1 protein-coding gene and 1 pseudogene are annotated in these 18,472 nt (G+C 71.9%); both read left to right on the top strand.

Going from position 1 to position 18,472, the window contains the following annotated elements; translation table 11 throughout:
• Positions 1 to 7,071: pseudogene (locus P3T34_RS39945) on the top strand (type I polyketide synthase); the annotation flags it as partial.
• Positions 7,072 to 7,171: 100 nt separating this feature from the next.
• Positions 7,172 to 18,472, top strand: coding sequence for an SDR family NAD(P)-dependent oxidoreductase (locus P3T34_RS39950; protein WP_348534680.1), 11,301 nt, complete (start codon positions 7,172 to 7,174; stop codon positions 18,470 to 18,472).

Genomic DNA, 18,472 nt, shown 5'->3' on the forward strand with positions numbered 1-18,472 from the left:
ATGTCCTGCCGACTGCCGCATGCGGAGAACCCCGCGCAACTGTGGCAGCTGCTGCGGGACGGCCGCAGTGCGATCGGCACGCCCCCGGCAGGCCGCCCCGAACTGCCCTCTCGGCCGGGGGGCTATCTCGAGGACGTCAGCGGCTTTGATGCAGGTTTCTTCGGCATCAGTCCGCGTGAGGCGTCGTCGATGGATCCGCAGCAGCGGCTCATGCTTGAGCTCGCCTGGGAAGCGCTGGAGGACGCCAGGATCCTCCCGTCCGATCTTGCCGACAGTCGGACCGGTGTCTTCGTCGGCGTCATCGCCGACGACTATGCCGCCCTGACGCATCAGCAGGGGTCCGAAGGCATCACCCGCCACACCCTGACGGGTCTCAACCGCGGCGTCGTCGCCAACCGGATCTCCTACACCCTGGGCCTGCACGGACCGAGTGCGGCCGTGGACACCGGCCAGTCCTCCTCGCTGGTCGCTGTGCACCTGGCAGTCGAGAGCCTGCGCCGCGGCGAGTCCGCCATGGCCATCGCCGGCGGTGCCAACCTCAATCTGGTGCCGGACAGCACCATCAGCGCGGAGCGGTTCGGCGCACTTTCACCAGACGGTCTCAGCTTCACTTTCGACGCGAGGGCGAACGGATATGTACGCGGTGAGGGCGGCGCGTTCGTGGTGCTCAAGCCGCTGCACGCCGCCGTAGCGGACGGTGACCCGGTCTACTGCGTGCTGCACGGCAGCGCGATGAACAACGACGGGACGACCGAGGGTCTCACCGTACCGAGTCCGGCCGGCCAGCAGGATGTCCTGCGACAGGCGTACGAGCGTGCCAAGGTGTCCGCGGAGCAGGTGCAGTACGTCGAATTGCACGGCACGGGTACCAAGTTGGGCGACCCGATCGAGGCGTCGGCTCTGGGCGCGGTGCTCGGTGACGGCCGCGTGGACGGTGCCGAGTTGCGGGTCGGATCGGTGAAGACCAACGTCGGACACCTTGAGGGTGCTGCCGGCATCGTCGGCTTGCTGAAAGCGGCGCTCTGCATCCGTCACCGCGAGCTCGTGCCGAGCCTGAACTTCGAAACCCCCAACCCAGCTATTGCGTTCGACGAGTTCAAGCTCGCCGTACAGCGAAGCGTCGAGCCATGGCCGCGGCCGGACGAGCCGCTCTACGCAGGTGTCAGCTCGTTCGGTATGGGCGGTACGAACTGCCACGTCGTGCTGTCGGACTGGCGCACCGAGTCGGCGGCGGCGGAGGAGCTGTCGGTGTCGGGGCCGGTGCCGTGGGTGGTGTCGGGTAAGTCGGCTGAGGCTGTGGCCGGTCAGGCGGATCGGCTGGTGTCGTTCCTGGAGGAGCGGCCGGAGCTGGACGTCGTGGCGGTGGGCCGTTCGCTTGCGGTGTCGCGTGCTCGTTTCGATCACCGCGCGGTGGCCGTGGGCGAGACCCGTGAGGAGCTGCTGGCGGGTGTTCGGGCGTTGGCTGCGGGTGTGCCCGCGGCTGGTGTGGTGTCGGGCCGTGCGGTCCCGGGTGGTTCGGTGGCGTTCCTGTTCTCCGGGCAGGGTAGTCAGCGTGTGGGTATGGGTCGTGAGTTGTATGGGGCGGAGCCGGTGTTTGCGGCTGCGTTCGATGAGGTTGTCGGGGCGTTGGATGTCCATTTGGAGCGTTCGCTCGCCGGGGTGATCGAGGGTGGGTCGGAGCTGCTTCAGCGGACGGTGTTCACTCAGCCGGCGTTGTTCGCGGTGGAGGTGGCGCTGTTCCGTCTGCTGTCGCATTACGGGGTGGCTCCGGATTATCTGGTGGGTCATTCGGTGGGTGAGTTGGCGGCGGCGCATGTGGCGGGTGTGCTGTCGCTGGAGGATGCTGCGCGTCTGGTCTGTGCGCGGGCGCGTTTGATGGAGGGTGTTGCCGAGGGTGGGGCGATGGTTGCCCTGAACGCGGGTGAGGCGCGTGTTGCCGGGTGGCTCGAGGGTCGTTCGGGTGTGGGTGTGGCTGGGTTCAACAGCCCTGCCAGCACGGTGATTTCGGGTGACGAGTCGGCAGTGCTCGAGGTCCTGGAGCTGGCTCGCGGGGAGGGTGTGAAGGCGACGCGGCTGAAGGTGAGTCATGCTTTCCACTCCGCGCATCTGGACGGGATGCTGGCGGAGCTCACCGAGGTCGCCCGGACTCTGACCTATTCGGCTCCCCGGATCCCGGTCGTTTCGAATGTCACCGGTGAGGTGGTCGAGGAGTTCACTGCCGAGTACTGGGCTGTGCAGGCCCGTTCGGCGGTCCGTTTCGCCGACGGTGTCGCCACGCTGGCCGGTCTTGGTGTGACGGCGTTCGTGGAGCTGGGTCCTGATGGGACGCTTGCGGGTCTGACGGGCGAGTGCCTGGCCGACACCGAGGGCATCGTGGTGGTTCCGGTGCTGCGCAAGGACCGTGGCGAGAAGCGTTCCCTGCTCGCCGCCTTGGGCGCTGTGCACGCACACGGTGTGGAGGTGGACTGGGAGGGGTTCCTGCCGGGTACCGGTGTGGTGGAGCTGCCGACCTACGCCTTCCAGCGTGAGCACTTCTGGCTGGATGGTTCGGTGATCGGGCCGGTCCAGGTCCGGACCGCTGCGGCAAGGCGGAGCGGTCCGAAGCGGTCCGTGCCGCGAGGCGATGAGCTGGAGCTGGTGCGTGCGCACGTGGCAGCCGTGCTTGGCCATGGATCGGCGCGCGACGTGGACATTGACACGACCTTCAAGGACCTGGGCTTCGACTCCCTCTCGGCCGTCGAGCTTCGGAACGCGCTGAATACGGCCACCGGGCTGTCGCTGCCCGCCGGCCTCCTTTTCAACTACCCGACCCCGGTCGTACTCGCCGAATACCTCGGTGGTCAACTCCTCGGCCTGGACCAGGGCCAGGGCCAGGATGACGATGTGTACGCGGTTGCAGCCCTTGACGAGCCGATCGCGATCGTGGGCATGGCATGCCGGCTGCCGGGAGGGGTCGCCTCTCCGGAGGACCTGTGGCGTCTGGTCAGCAGCGAGGTCGACGCGGTCGACGGATTCCCGACCAATCGGGGCTGGGACCTTGATTCGCTCTTCGCCGCCGATCCGGACAGCCCCGGCAAGACCTACGCCACCAAGGGTGGATTCCTGCACGATGCGGACCGGTTCGATGCCGAGTTCTTCGGCATCAGTCCCCGCGAGGCGGCGGCGATGGAGCCCCAGCAGCGGCTGCTGCTGGAGACGGCCTGGGAGGCCTTCGAGCAGGCGGGCATCGACCCCGCCGCGCTGCGCGGCACCCGCACCGGTGTGTATGTGGGCGCGACGGCACAGGAGTACGGGCCGCGGCTGCACGAGTCGTCCGGCGGCTACGACGGCTACCTGCTGACGGGCAACAGCGCCAGTGTGGCCTCGGGCCGGCTGGCCTACACCTTCGGTCTTGAGGGCCCGGCGGTGACGGTTGACACCGCCTGCTCGTCCTCGCTCGTCGCGCTCCACCTTGCCGCGCAGTCGCTGCGCCAGGGCGAGTCCTCCGTGGCCATCGCCGGTGGTGTGTCCGTCATGGCCACGCCCGGCATGTTCGTGGAGTTCTCCCGGCAGCGCGGGCTGTCGCCGGACGGGCGTTGCAAGGCGTTCTCCTCGTCGGCGGACGGTACGGGCTGGGCCGAGGGTGTGGGTCTGCTGGTGCTGGAGCGGCTGTCGGACGCGGAGCGCAACGGGCACCAGGTGCTCGCGGTGATCCGTGGTTCCGCCGTGAACCAGGATGGTGCGAGCAACGGTCTGACGGCCCCGAACGGGCCTTCGCAGGAGCGGGTCATCCGCGCCGCGCTGGCCAACGCCCGCCTGTCGGCGTCCGAGGTGGACGCGGTGGAGGCGCACGGCACGGGCACCAAGCTCGGCGACCCGATCGAGGCGCAGGCGCTGCTGGCCACCTACGGCCAGGCCCGCGAAGAGCCGCTTCGACTCGGCTCGCTGAAGTCGAACATCGGCCACACGCAGGCCGCGGCGGGTGTCGCGGGCGTGATCAAGATGGTCATGGCCATGCGTCACGGGGTTCTCCCGGCGACGCTGCACGTGGACGAGCCGACCTCGCACGTCGACTGGTCGGCCGGCGCGGTGCAGCTGCTGACGCAGGCCCAGGAGTGGCCGGAGCTCGACCGTCCGCGCCGGGCGGCCATCTCGTCCTTCGGCATCAGCGGTACCAACGCCCACCTCATCGTCGAGCAGGCCATGGAGATCGAAGCTCCGGTGGAGGAGCTGTCGGTGCCGGGTCCGGTGCCGTGGGTGGTGTCGGGCAAGTCCGGGGCCGCTCTGTCGGAGCAGGCGGATCGGCTGGTGTCGTTCCTGGAGGAGCGGCCGGAGCTGGACGCCGTGGCTGTGGGCCGTTCGCTGGCCGTATCGCGCGCTCGCTTCGACCACCGCGCGGTGGTCGTGGGCGAGACCCGCGAGGAACTCCTGGACGCTCTGCGGACGCTGGCCCCGGGCAAGGCCGTCCCGGCGGGTTCGGTGGCGTTCCTGTTCTCCGGGCAGGGTAGTCAGCGTGTGGGGATGGGACGTGAGTTGTATGGGGCGGAGCCGGTGTTTGCGGCTGCGTTCGATGAGGTTGTCGGGGCGTTGGATGTCCATTTGGAGCGTTCGCTCGCCGGGGTGATCGAGGGTGAGTCGGAGCTGCTTCAGCGGACGGTGTTCACTCAGCCGGCGTTGTTCGCGGTCGAGGTGGCGCTGTTCCGTCTGCTGTCGCATTACGGGGTGGCTCCGGATTATCTGGTGGGTCATTCGGTGGGTGAGTTGGCGGCGGCCCATGTGGCGGGTGTGCTGTCGCTGGAGGATGCTGCGCGTCTGGTCTGTGCGCGGGCGCGTTTGATGGAGGGTGTTGCCCAGGGTGGGGCGATGGTTGCCCTGAACGCGGGTGAGGCGCGTGTTGCCGGGTGGCTCGAGGGTCGTTCCGGTGTGGGCGTGGCTGGGTTCAACAGCCCTGCCAGCACGGTGGTTTCGGGTGACGAGTCGGCAGTGCTCGAGGTCCTGGAGCTGGCTCGCGGGGAGGGTGTGAAGGCGACGCGGCTGAAGGTGAGCCATGCTTTCCACTCCGCGCATCTGGACGGAATGCTGGCGGAGCTCACCGAGGTCGCCCGGACTCTGACCTATTCGGCTCCCCGGATCCCGGTCGTTTCGAATGTCACCGGTGAGGTGGTCGAGGAGTTCACTGCCGAGTACTGGGCTGTGCAGGCCCGTTCGGCGGTCCGTTTCGCCGACGGTGTCGCCACGCTGGCCGGTCTTGGTGTGACGGCGTTCGTGGAGCTGGGTCCTGATGGGACGCTTGCGGGTCTGACGGGCGAGTGCCTGGCCGACACCGAGGGCATCGTCGTGGTTCCGGTGCTGCGCAAGGACCGCGGCGAGAAGCGTTCCCTGCTCGCCGCCTTGGGCGCTGTGCACGCACACGGTGTGGAGGTGGACTGGGAGCGGTTCCTGCCGGGTACCGGTGTGGTGGAGCTGCCGACGTACGCCTTCCAGCGTGAGCGTTTCTGGCTGGATGCGCCGCGTTCCGGTGATGCGGCGGGTCTGGGTCTGACGGCTGTGGATCACCCGTTGCTGGCTGCGGTGATCACGGAGCCTGATGGTGATGCGGTGCAGTTCTCGGCTTCGGTGTCGTTGTCCTCGCATCCGTGGCTGGCTGATCACGCGATCGGTGGGACGGTCCTGGTTCCGGGGACGGTGTTCCTGGAGCTCGCGGGCACCGCGGCCGAGCAGCTGGGTTACCCCACCGTCGAGGAACTCACCCTCCAGGCACCCCTGATCCTCTCGGAGCGGACGGGCGCTCAGCTGCGGCTGACCGTCGACCGGTCCGACCCGCGCGGTGATCGTCAGTTCACCGTGTACTCGCGGACCGGCGAAGAGCAGTGGACCGCCCACGCGGCCGGCCTGCTCACGTCCTCCGTCCCCTCTCCGGGCGTTTCCCTGGACCAGTGGCCCCCGGCCGATGGCACCCCCATCCCGCTGGACGGCGTCTACGACCGCCTCGACGACTTGGGCTACGGCTACGGGCCGGCCTTCCAGGGCCTGCGCGCCGCCTGGCGCGCCGGCGACGACCTCTTCGCCGAGGTCGCCCTGCCCGAGCAGCTCCACACCGAAGCCGCGCGCTTCGGCCTGCACCCCGCCGCCCTCGACGCGGTGCTGCACCCGCTCGTGCTGGAGGCCGCGGCCTCGGCGCAGGACGACAGCACGATCCGTCTGCCGTTCTCGTTCTCGGGCTTCGTGCTGCACGCGGTCGGTGCCACGGTGCTGCGCGTCCGCTGGACCCGTACCGGCCAGGACACGGCCCGTCTCGTTCTCGCCGACGGCGCCGGCGCTCCGGTGGCGGCGATCGAGTCGGTCGCCCTGCGGCCGATCGCCCGCGATCAACTCGCCGTTGCCGCACCGGCCGTGGAGTCCCTGTACCGGGTGGCCTGGGAGGCCGTCCCGGCGGCCGAGCCGGTCGCCGACCAGCAGTGGGTCCGGCTGGGCGAGACGCCCTACGCCGACCTCGCCGCGCTCGGCGCCGCGCTCGGCGCTGCGGTCGACGCCGGAGCTGCCGTACCGGAGTTCGTGGTGATCGGCGAGCAGGAGCTCGTCGTGGGCAGCACCGGTGAGGTACTCGACCAGACCCACGCCACGGCGGCGCGCTCGCTGGAGGCGGTGCAGGAATGGCTGGCCGCCCCGCAGTTCGCGGAGAGCCGCCTTGTCCTCGTCGTGCCGGACGGCGCGCTGCACACGGCCCCGCTCGTGGGCCTGATCCGTACCGCGCAGACCGAGCAGCCCGGCCGACTGGTCCTCGCCCACGTGGATGAGGGCGGTCTGGAGCTGCTGCCTGCCGTGCTGGCTTCGGGTGAGCCTGAGGTGGCGGTGCGCGGTGGCGGGTTGTTCGTGCCGCGTCTGGCGCGTGCCGCGGGTGTCGTGGCGGGTGCGGTGGAGGGTCTGGATCCGGAGGGTACGGTCCTGGTGACCGGTGCTCTGGGGACGTTGGGCCGGCTGGTGGCGCGTCGGTTGGTGACGCATCACGGTGCGCGGCACCTGCTGTTGGTGTCGCGTCGTGGTGGTGGGACTCCGGGGGCTGCCGAGTTCGTGGCGGAGCTGGCGGAGTTGGGTGCGCGGGCTCGGGTGGCGGCGTGTGACGTGTCGGACTTCGACGCGCTGGCGGGTCTGTCTGCTGGCCGAGGTCGCGGTCGAGCGTCCGCTGACTGCCGTGGTGCATACGGCCGGTGTCCTGGACGATGTGACGGTCGCCTCGCTGTCGGCCGGTCAGCTGGAGCGGGTGATGCGTCCGAAGGTGGACGCGGCCTGGAACCTGCACCGCCTCACCGCGTCCCTCGGCCTTGCCTCGTTCGTCATGTTCTCGTCCATCGCGGGTCTCATGGGCAACGCCGGCCAGGCCAACTACGCGGCCGCGAACACCTTCCTCGACGCTCTCGCGCAGCACCGCCGCGCCCAGGACCTGCCCGCCACCTCCCTCGCGTGGAGCCTGTGGGACAGCGCCGACGGCATGGCCGGAACCCTCGCCGACGCCGACGTCGCGCGGTGGAAGCGGAGCGGAATCGTCCCGCTGACCCCGGAACTGGGTCTGGAGCTGTTCGATGCGGCGCTCGCCTCGGCGGAGCCGCTGCTGGTCCCCGCCGAACTCGACCTGGGCGCCCTGCGCGCCCGGGCCGAGGAGAACGCGCTCCCCGAGCTGTTCACCGGCCTGGTCCGCGTCCGCCGCCGGCAGGCGGCCGGCGCCGCCCGCGGCGCCGACTCGTCGTGGGTCCAGCGGCTGAGAGCGCTGGCCGCGCAGGAGCGGGCAAAGGCCGTACTCCAGACCGTGAAGGAGACCGTGGGGCTGGTTCTCGGGCGCGGGGCCAACGCCGACATCGACCCCGCCAAGGCATTCCTGACCACCGGCTTCGACTCCCTCACGGGTGTCGAACTGCGCAACCGGCTCAACTCGGTGACCGGTCTGCGACTGCCCACCACCCTCGTGTTCGACCACCCGTCGCCCCAGGCGGTGGCGGACTTCCTGCTGGACCGGCTCGACGCGACCGGAACGGCTGTCGTCCCGTCGGTGGCCGCCCACGCCCCGGGACTGGACGAGCCGATCGCCGTGGTCGGTATGGCGTGCCGCTACCCGGGCGGGGTCTCCTCACCGGAGGACCTGTGGCGGCTCGTGGCGCAGGGCCGGGACGCGATCGACGAGTTCCCGTCCGACCGCGGCTGGGACGTGGAAGGCCTCTACGACCCGGACCCCGAGAAGATCGGCAAGTCGTACACGCGCAAGGGCGGATTCCTCTACCAGGCAGCGGAGTTCGATGCCGAGTTCTTCGGTCTGAGTCCGCGTGAGGCGACCGCGACCGACCCGCAGCAGCGTGTGCTGCTGGAGGTCGCGTGGGAGGCGCTGGAGCGTGCGGGAGTCGACCCCGCCTCGCTGCGCGGTTCCTCGACCGGTGTCTACGCGGGTGTGATGTACAACGACTACGGGTCGCGGCTGGCGAGTGCTCCGGAGGGCTTCGAGGGGCATCTGCTGACGGGCACGATCGCGAGTGTCCTGTCGGGCCGGGTGTCCTACACGTTCGGTTTCGAGGGGCCGGCGGTGACGCTGGACACGGCGTGCTCCTCGTCGCTGGTAGCGGTGCACCTGGCCGCTCAGGCGCTGCGCCAGGGCGAGTGCTCGATGGCACTCGCCGGCGGTGTCACCGTGATGTCCACGCCGACGACCTTTGTCGAGTTCTCGCGTCAGCGTGGGCTGTCGCCGGACGGGACCTGCAAGTCGTTCGCGGCCTCGGCGGACGGTACGGGTTGGGGCGAGGGCGCGGGCCTGCTGGTGCTGGAGCGGCTGTCGGACGCTCAGCGGCTCGGGCACAACATCCTTGGTGTGATCCGTGGTTCCGCGGTCAACCAGGACGGTGCGAGCAACGGCCTCACCGCCCCCAACGGGCCCTCGCAGGAACGCGTCATCCGCCAGGCCCTCGCCAACGCCGGCCTCGCTCCGCACGAGGTGGACGCGGTCGAGGCGCACGGCACCGGTACCCGGCTCGGTGACCCGATCGAGGCCAACGCGCTGCTGGCCACCTACGGCCAGGACCGCGAAGAGCCGCTTCGGCTCGGCTCGTTGAAGTCGAACATCGGTCACACGCAGGCTGCCGCGGGTGTCGGGGGCATCATCAAGATGCTGATGGCGATGCGCAACGGGGAGCTTCCGGCGACGCTGCACGTGGACGAGCCGACGCCGCACGTCGACTGGTCGACGGGTGCGGTGGAGCTGGTCACCGAGCGTCGGGCGTGGCCGGAGGTGGCGCGTCCGCGTCGCGCGGGCGTGTCCTCGTTCGGTATCAGTGGTACCAACGCGCACGTGATCCTGGAGCAGGGCCCGGAGCCGGTCGTGGCCGGTGAGCCGGTGGTGGCGGGGCTTCCGCTGGTGGTCTCGGCGAAGAGCGAGGCGGCCCTGGCGGCGCGGGCCGGCCAGGTGCGTGAGCTGCTGGCTTCGGAGCTCGTCGACCCGGCGCGGGTGGCTTCGGCTCTCGCGACCCGGGTCCCGCACCTCCCCTTCCGGGCAGCGGTTTCGGGCGCCGGCCGGGATGAGCTGCTGGCGGGTCTTGAGGCGCTGGCCTCGGGTGGGTCCGCGGTGAACCTGGTGCAGGGCGCGGTCACGGGCTCGGGCAAGACGGTGTTCGTCTTCCCGGGTCAGGGTTCGCAGTGGCAGGGCATGGCTCTGGAACTCCTCGACTCCTCCCCGGTGTTCGCCGCCCGGCTGGTGGAGTGTGAGCGGGCGTTGGCGCCGTTCACGGACTGGTCGCTGCTGGAGGTCCTGCGCGGTGCGGAGGGCGCGCCCGGTTTCGATCGGGTGGAGGTGGTGCAGCCGGCGCTGTGGGCGGTGATGGTGTCCCTGGCCGCGTTGTGGCGTTCGGTGGGTATCGAGCCGGATGCGGTGATCGGTCACTCGCAGGGTGAGATCGCGGCGGCCGCGGTGTCGGGGGCGCTGTCGCTGGAGGACGCGGCGAAGGTCGTGGCGCTGCGCAGCCAGGTGCTGGTGAAGCTGGCGGGTACGGGCGGGATGGTCTCGGTGGCCCTGCCGGCCGACGAGGTCCGCGAGCTCATCACCCGTTGGGACGGCGCCATCGACATCGCCGCACACAACGGCCCGCGTTCCGTGGTGGTCGCCGGAGGGGTGATCGCTCTTGAGGAGCTGGTCGCCTACTGCAAGGACAACAAGATGCGCGCCAAGCGCATCGCGGTCGACTACGCCTCCCATTCCGCGCATGTCGAAAGCCTGCGGGACGAGCTGCTCGACGCCCTGTCCTCGCTCACCCCGCGCGCCGTCAAGGTGCCCTTCCTCTCCACCGTCACCGGGCAGCCGCTGGACGGCACGGAGCTCGACGGCGCGTACTGGTTCCGCAACCTGCGCCAGACCGTCCGTCTTGAGGAGGCCACCCGGACCCTGCTCGACCAGGGACACCGCGTCTTCATCGAGGCCAGCGCCCACCCGGTGCTGACCGTCGCGCTCCAGGAGACGATCGACGACACGTCGTACGACAGCGCCGTCACCGTGCCCTCGCTCCACCGGAACGAGGGTGGACTCGACGACTTCCTCGCCTCCGCGGCGCGGGCCCACGTCTCGGGCGCCCCGCTCGACTGGGCTGCCGTGCTCGGCGGACCCGGCGCGGTCGTCGACCTGCCGACCTACCCCTTCCAGCGCCGGCGCTACTGGCTGGAGGGCCCGGCGCTGTCCGGGGACGCGGGCGGGCTCGGCATGGCCGCCGAGCGGCACCCGCTGATCGGCGCCGCGCTCTGGATGGCCGACGAGGACAAGCTGGTCCTGAGCAGCAGGATCGCCCTGAACACGCAGCCCTGGCTGGCGGACCACGCCGTGGCCGGCACCGTGCTGCTCCCCGGTACCGCCTTCGTGGACCTCGCCATCCGGGCGGGTGACCACACGGGCCTCGACCAGCTCGACGAGCTGACCCTCCAGGCACCGCTGGTGCTGGCCGGCCGCGGCGGAGTGCAGCTCCAAGTCGTGGTCGACGCTCCGGACGAGGAGGGCCGGCGCCCGCTGTCGGTCCACTCCCGCCCGGAGCCCGAGTCCGACGACGCCGCGATCCACCCGTGGACCCTGCACGCCACCGGCGTCCTGGGTCACGCGGAAGGACCTGCGGGCGTACCGGCCGACACCGCCTGGCCCCCGGCCGGCGCCGAGCCGGTCGACCTGACGGTGGCCTACGACACGCTCGCCGAGCGGGGCTTCCAGTACGGACCCACCTTCCAGGGCCTGCGGGCGCTGTGGCGCGCCGGCCAGGAGCTGTTCGCCGAGGTCGCGCTCCCGAAGGACGTCCCCCCGGGCGAGTTCGGGATCCACCCGGCCCTCCTCGATGCCGCCCTGCACCCGCTGGCGCTCGCGGAGGACGGCCGCCTGGTGCTGCCGTTCGCCTGGACCGGCGTTCGGCTGCACGCGGTGAACGCCAGCGTGCTGCGGGTACGGATCACCCCGGAAGGCTCGGGTGCCGCCCTGTCCCTCGCCGACGCGAGCGGTGCGCCGATCGCGTCGGTGCAGACGCTCAGCCTGCGGGCCGTGGACCCCGCCCAGCTGGCCGGCTCGGGCGCCCCCCGCCAGCCGCTCCTCCAGGTGGAGTGGACGACCGCCCCGGAGGCCGCCCCGGCCGCCGGATGGGCCGTCCTCGACGACTCCGGCCACGGTCTGCCCGCCCCGCTGGGCACCTCCTCGGACCTCGCCGGCCTGGTCGGAACCCCGTCGCTCGTCGTGGTCCCCTTCTCCGGCGAGGACGGCCCCGGCGCCGTGGCACACCGGGCGCTGCGGCTGGCCCAGGAGTGGCTCGCCGACGAGCGGTTCGCCGACTCGCGCCTGGTCTTCGTGACCCGTGACGCGACCACCGCCCGCACGGAGGCCGGACTCGGCTCGGCTCCCGTCTGGGGGCTGGTGCGTACCGCCATGGCCGAGAACCCCGGCCGGTTCGGCCTGCTGGACCTGACGGACTGGGACCTCTCCGAGGCCGAGCTCGGGCGTGCGCTGGCCGTACCGGACGCGCAGGTGAGCCTGCGGGACGGGGCACTGCTCGTGCCGCGGCTGGTCACGTCGCCCACGGCGGGCGACACCGTGCCCGCCCTCAACCCCGAGGGCACCGTGCTCATCACGGGCGCCACCGGCACCCTGGGCCAGCTGTTCGCCCGCCACCTCGTCGCCGAACACGGCGTACGGCACCTGCTGCTGGCGAGCCGCCGCGGCCGGGACGCGGCGGGCATGCTGGAGCTGGAGGCCGAACTCACGGCTCACGGAGCCGATGTGTCCGTGGTCGCCTGTGACACGGCCGACCGCGTAGCGGTCGCCGCGATGCTGGGCGCGATCCCCTCGGAGCACCCGCTCACCGCGGTCCTGCACACCGCCGGCGTCCTCGACGACGGCACGCTGCACGCCCTCACGGCCGAGCAGCTCGACACCGTACTGCGTCCCAAGGTCGATGCCGCCCGGCACCTGCACGAGCTGACGGCCGGCCTGGAGCTGGACGCGTTCGTCCTGTTCTCCTCACTGGCCGGTACGGTCGGCACCCCGGGACAGGCCAACTACGCTGCGGCCAACACCTATCTGGACGCCCTGGCGCAGCACCGCCAGGCCCTGGGCCTGCCCGGTACGTCGCTGGCCTGGGGCCTGTGGGCCGAGGGCAGCGGGATGACCGGCCACCTGACCGGCGCCGACCTCGCCCGGATGTCCCGGGCCGGCATCGCCCCGATCGGCAGCGAGCAGGGGCTGGCGCTGTTCGACGCGGCCCTCGCGACCCGTCGGCCGGTGCTCGTTCCGGCGCTGCTGGACTACACCGGACTGCGGGCGCAGAGCGCGGACGGCACGCTGCCCGCGCTCTTCCACGGCCTGGTGCGTCCGGCACGGCGCGCCGCCGTCGGCGAGCAGGCGGGCGGGAACTCCCTCCAGGAACGCCTGGCGCCGCTGGCCCTCCAGGACCAGGAGCGCGCGCTGCTTGAACTGGTCCGCGGCCTGGTGGCCTCCGTGCTGGGGCACACCGACGCCGACCAGGTCGCGCCCGACCGGGCCTTCAACGAGCTGGGCTTCGACTCGCTCAAGGCAGTGGAGCTGCGCAACCGGCTGAACGCGGCCGCAGGTCTGAAGCTGCCCGCGACGCTGGTGTTCGACTACCCGAGCACGGCCGAGCTGGCCGGCTTCCTGCGGACCGAACTGCTCGGCTCGGCCGCCGCGGTGGCCGAGGCCGAACCGGTCGTCGGTGCCTGCGACGAGCCGATCGCGATCGTCGCGATGGCCTGCCGCTACCCGGGCGAGGTCAGCTCCCCGGAGGAGCTGTGGGCGCTGCTGTCCGACGAGCGGGACGCCATCGGCCCGTTCCCGGACGACCGCGGCTGGGACCTGGACGGCCTGTACGACACGGACCCCGACCACGCGGGCACCTCGTACACCCGGCATGGCGGATTCCTCTACGAGGCCCCGCAGTTCGACCCCGAGCTCTTCAGGGTGAGCGCACGGGAGGCCACCGCCATCGACCCGCAGCAGCGCCTGCTGCTGGAAATCTGCTGGGAGGCCTTCGAGCGCGCGGGCATCGACCCGACCTCTCTCAAGGGCAGCCAGACCGGTGTGTTCGCCGGTGTCATGGCCAACGACTACGCGGCACGTCTGAAGGACGCCCCCGAGGCCTTGGAGGGCTATCTGTCGGTCGGCAGCACGGTCAGTGTCGCCTCCGGCCGCGTCGCCTACACCTTCGGCCTGCAGGGACCGGCGATCACCGTCGACACCGCGTGCTCCTCCTCGCTCGTCTCCATCCACCTCGCCGCCCAGGCGCTGCGGAACGGCGAATGCGGGCTGGCCCTGGCCGGTGGTGTGACCGTGCTGGCCGCGCCCACCCTGTTCGTGGAGTTCAGCCGGCAGCGCGGCCTGGCACCGGACGGCCGGTGCAAGTCCTTCTCCGCGCGGGCGGACGGCGCGGCCTGGGCCGAAGGCGCCGGAATCCTCCTGCTGGAGCGGCTCTCCGACGCCCAGCGCAACGGCCGCCGGATCCTCGGCGTGATCCGCGGAACCGCCGTCAACCAGGACGGTGCGAGCAACGGCCTCACCGCCCCCAACGGCCCCGCCCAGGAGCGGGTGATCCGCCAAGCCCTGACCAACGCGGGCCTGACCACCGCGGACGTGGACGCGCTGGAGGCCCACGGCACCGGCACCACGCTGGGCGACCCGATCGAGGCCCGGGCCGTCCTCGCCACCTACGGGCAGGAGCGCCCGTCCCCCCTCCTGATGGGCTCCCTGAAGTCCAACATCGGACACTCCCAGGCCGCCGCCGGTGTGGCCGGCGTCATCAAGATGGTCATGGCGATGCAGCACGGGGTGCTCCCCAAGAGCCTGCACATCGACGAGCCCAGCCCGCACGTGGACTGGTCCGCCGGCGAGGTGGAACTGCTCACCGAGGCGGTGCCGTGGCCCGAGTCCGAGCGGCCGCGCCGGGCAGGCGTGTCCTCCTTCGGCATCAGCGGTACCAATGCCCACGTCATCGTGGAGCAGCCGCCGGCCGAGGGGACGGTCCAGCCGGCCGAGCCGATGCCGGTCGTGCCGCTGCTGCTGTCCGCGCACAACGACGCGGCCCTGCTGGCGCAGGCCGACCAGCTGGGCGCGGCCCTCGCCGGCACCGGGCAGCGGGAGCTGGCATCGACGGGCCAGGCCCTGGCCGTCGGACGGGCCGAACTGCCGCACCGCGCCGTGGTGGTGGCCTCCACCGCCACCGAAGCGGTCGACGGATTCGCGGCACTGACCGTGCGGGGTACACCCGTGGACGGCCGTACGGCCTTCCTCTTCACCGGTCAGGGCAGCCAGCGGCTCGGCATGGGCCGGGAGCTGTACACCGCCTACCCCGCCTACGCCGAGGCCCTGGACGCCGTCTGCGCGGAGCTCGACCCCTGGCTGGAAACGCGGCTGCTCGACGTCCTCTTCGGTGCGGACCCGGCGCTGCTGGACCAGACCGGCTTCACGCAGCCCGCTCTCTTCGCCACCGAGGTCGCGCTCTTCCGGCTCCTCGAAAGCTGGGGCGTACGGCCGGACTTCCTCGCGGGCCACTCCATCGGTGAGCTGGCCGCCGCGCACGTCGCCGGCGTCCTCTCGCTGGCGGACGCGGCGCAGCTCGTCGCGGCCCGCGGCCGGCTGATGCAGGCGCTGCCCGGCGGCGGCGCGATGCTCGCCGTGCAGGCCGAGGAGCGGGAGGTGCTGCCGCTGCTCGCCGGACGGGAGGAGCTGCTGGGCATCGCCGCCGTCAACGGCCCCACCTCCGTGGTGCTCTCGGGCGACGCGGAAGCCGTCGAGGCCATCGGAGCCGAACTCTCCGCCCAGGGACGCAAGACCAAGCAACTGCGAGTCAGCCACGCCTTCCACTCCCCGCACATGGACGCGATGCTGGACGAATTCCAGATTGTCGCGAAGGGGCTCACGTTCGCCGCGCCCAGCATCCCGATCGTCTCCACCCTGACCGGGCAGCTGGTCGGCGCCGAGGAACTGACCACGCCCGAGTACTGGGCCCAGCACGTCCGCCAGCCGGTGCGCTTCCTGGACGCGGCACGCGCCCTGGAAGCCGAAGGCGTACGGACCTTCCTGGAGCTCGGCCCGGACGGCGTGCTCAGCGCGATGGGGCAGGACTTCCTCGACGCGGGATCGGTCCTGGTCCCGGTGCTGCGCGGCGGGCGCCCCGAGCCGCACACCGCCGTCACCGCCCTGGCCCACGCCCATGTACGGGGCGTGCCGGTGGACTGGCGCGCCCTGTTCGGCGAGAACGCCGGACCGGCCGCGGACCTGCCGACCTACCCCTTCCAGCGCCAGCGCTACTGGCTCACGGAGGGGCCCGGCGGCGACGTCACCTCAGCCGGACTCGACTCCGCACGGCACCCGCTGCTCGGGGCCGCGGTTGTGCTCGCCGACTCGGACGGTGTCCTGTTCACCGGCCGGATCTCGGCCCGCAGCCACTCCTGGTTCGCCGACCATGCCGTCGCCGGCACCCTGCTGGTCCCGGGCACGGCCCTGGTGGAGCTCGCGCTCCACGCGGGCGCCGCACTCGGCTGCGCGCGGCTGGAGGAACTCGCCCTCGAGGCACCCCTGGTCCTTCCCGACGAGGGTGCGCTCCAGCTCCAGATCACCGTCGGCGGCCCCGACGGAGAAGGCCGCAGGCCCGTCGCCGTCCACTCGCGCGGGGGCCAGGAAGGCGACGTCTGGAACCGGCACGCCACCGGAACCGTGGTGGCCGCCGTTCCCGGCGGCCCCGAACCCGACCTCGCGTCCTGGCCTCCGGCCGACGCCGAATCCCTGCCGGTCGAGGACCTGTACGACCGCCTCGCCGACCGGGGCTACGGCTACGGCCCCGCCTTCCAGGGCCTCCAGGCGGCATGGCGCTCGGGCGAGGACCTCTACGCCGAGGTACGGCTGTCCGTCGACCCTGAGGGATTCGCCCTGCACCCGGCACTGTTCGACGCCGCGCTGCACGCACTGCTCCTGGAGGAGTCGGCCGAACTGCGGCTGCCCTTCTCCTTCGGCGGCGTCCAGCTGACCGGGTCCCGGACCGGCACCCTGCGGGTCAAGCTGTCGGCCGGCCCGGACGGAACGGTCGCGGTCAGCATCGCCGACGAGACGGGCGCGCCGGTCGCCTCCGTCGACTCGCTCGCCCTGCGGGCCCTGCCGTCGGGCGCGCTGTCCCGCCCCTCCGACCAGCACATGTACGCGGTGGAGCGGGCCGGTGTGGAACTCCCCACCGGTGGCGACCCGACCATCGTGGTCCTCGGCGAGGCCGACCTCGGACTCGCCGCCGAGCACCACGCCGACCTGGCCGACCTGGCCGCCTCGCTGGCGGGTGGCGCGGCCGCACCCGACGTGGTCGTCCTTCCGGTACGCCCGGCCACCGCGCAGGAGACCGGCCGGGTCACGGAGGAGGTGCTGGCGGTACTGCGGCAGTGGCTCGCCACCGACGTTCCGGCCGGAGTGCGGCTCGCCGTGGTCAGCACCGGGGAACTGGCGCACAGCGCACTCTCCGGGCTGATGCGGACCGCCGAGTCGGAGCACCCGGGACTTTTCCAGCACGTGATCACGGACGGCCTGCCGGCCGGCCGCGAGCTGCTTGCCGCGGCCCTGGCCGATTCCCGACCGCAGCTCGAACTGCACGAGGGACAGGCCTATGTGACCCGGCTCGCCAAGGTCCCGTTCCCGGTCCGGACCCCGGATGTCGACGACGCGTTCGACCCGGAGCGTACGGTGCTGATCACCGGTGGCACGGGCGCACTCGGCGCCCAGGTCGCCCGGCACCTGGTGACCGGCCGCGGCGCCCGCCGCCTGCTGCTCACCAGTCGGCGAGGCGGGGCGGAGGACCTTGTCGCCGAACTGACGGCGCTGGGCGCGGACGTACGCGTCGCGGCATGCGACGCGGCCGACCGCGACGCGCTGGCCGGGCTGCTCGCCTCGATCCCGGACGAGCACCCGCTCACCGCGGTCGTGCACGCGGCCGGAGTCGTCGAGGACGCCACGCTGGAGGCCATCAGCCCGGAGAGCCTCTCCCGGGTCCTGCGGCCGAAGGTGGAAGCCGCCTGGAACCTGCACGAGCTGACCGCCGGACTGGAGCTGACGGACTTCGTCCTCTTCTCTTCCGTCGCCGGCCTGGTGGGCAACGCCGGACAGGCCAACTACGCCGCCGGCAACACCTTCCTGGACGCGCTCGCCGAACACCGGCGCGCCGAGGGCCTGCCCGCCGTGTCCCTCGCTTGGGGTATGTGGCAGGACGGCATGGCGAGCGACCTCGACCCTGCCGACCGGGCCAGGCTCGCCCGCAACGGGATCCTGCCGATGCCGACCGACCGGGCACTCGCGGCCCTCGACGCGGTCCTGGGCGGGGCGGGGATCCGACCGGTGCTCGCGCCGGTGGCACTCGACCTCGCGGTCCTGCGCAGCCTCGGGGAGGCACTGCCCGAGCTGTACCGGGGCCTGGTGCGCACCGAGCGCCGAGCCGGCCGGCGTACCTCCGCTCCGGCGCAGATCCCGCTGGCGCAGCGGCTCACGGGCCTGGACGTGGAAGAGCAGCAGCAGGTGCTGCTCAACGCTGTCAGGGAACAGATCGGCATCGTCCTGGCCCACCCGGCCCCGCAGACGATCGACGTCCAGCGCGGACTGCTGGAGATGGGCTTCGACTCCCTCACCGCGGTCGAACTGCGCAACGGGCTGAACGCCCTCACCGGACTGCGGTTGCCCAGCACGCTCGTCTTCAACCACCCGACCGCCCAAGCCGTCGCCGAATACCTGCGGGGCGAGCTGGTCGGCGAAGTGGCAGACCCGGTCCAGGCAGCCCTGGACGCACTTGAGGCCGCGCTCTCGGCCGCCGGCCCGTCGGACGGCGACGGACCGGCAGGAACGTACGCCGCGCGACTGCGCGGCCTGCTTCGGACGGTGGACGGCGGCCCCGACGGCGCCGACCTCGACCTGGCAACGGACGACGAACTCTTCGCAGCACTTGACAACGAACTCGGCAGGTAG

The organism is Kitasatospora sp. MAP12-44, from assembly GCF_029892095.1.
GTDB lineage: Bacteria > Actinomycetota > Actinomycetes > Streptomycetales > Streptomycetaceae > Kitasatospora.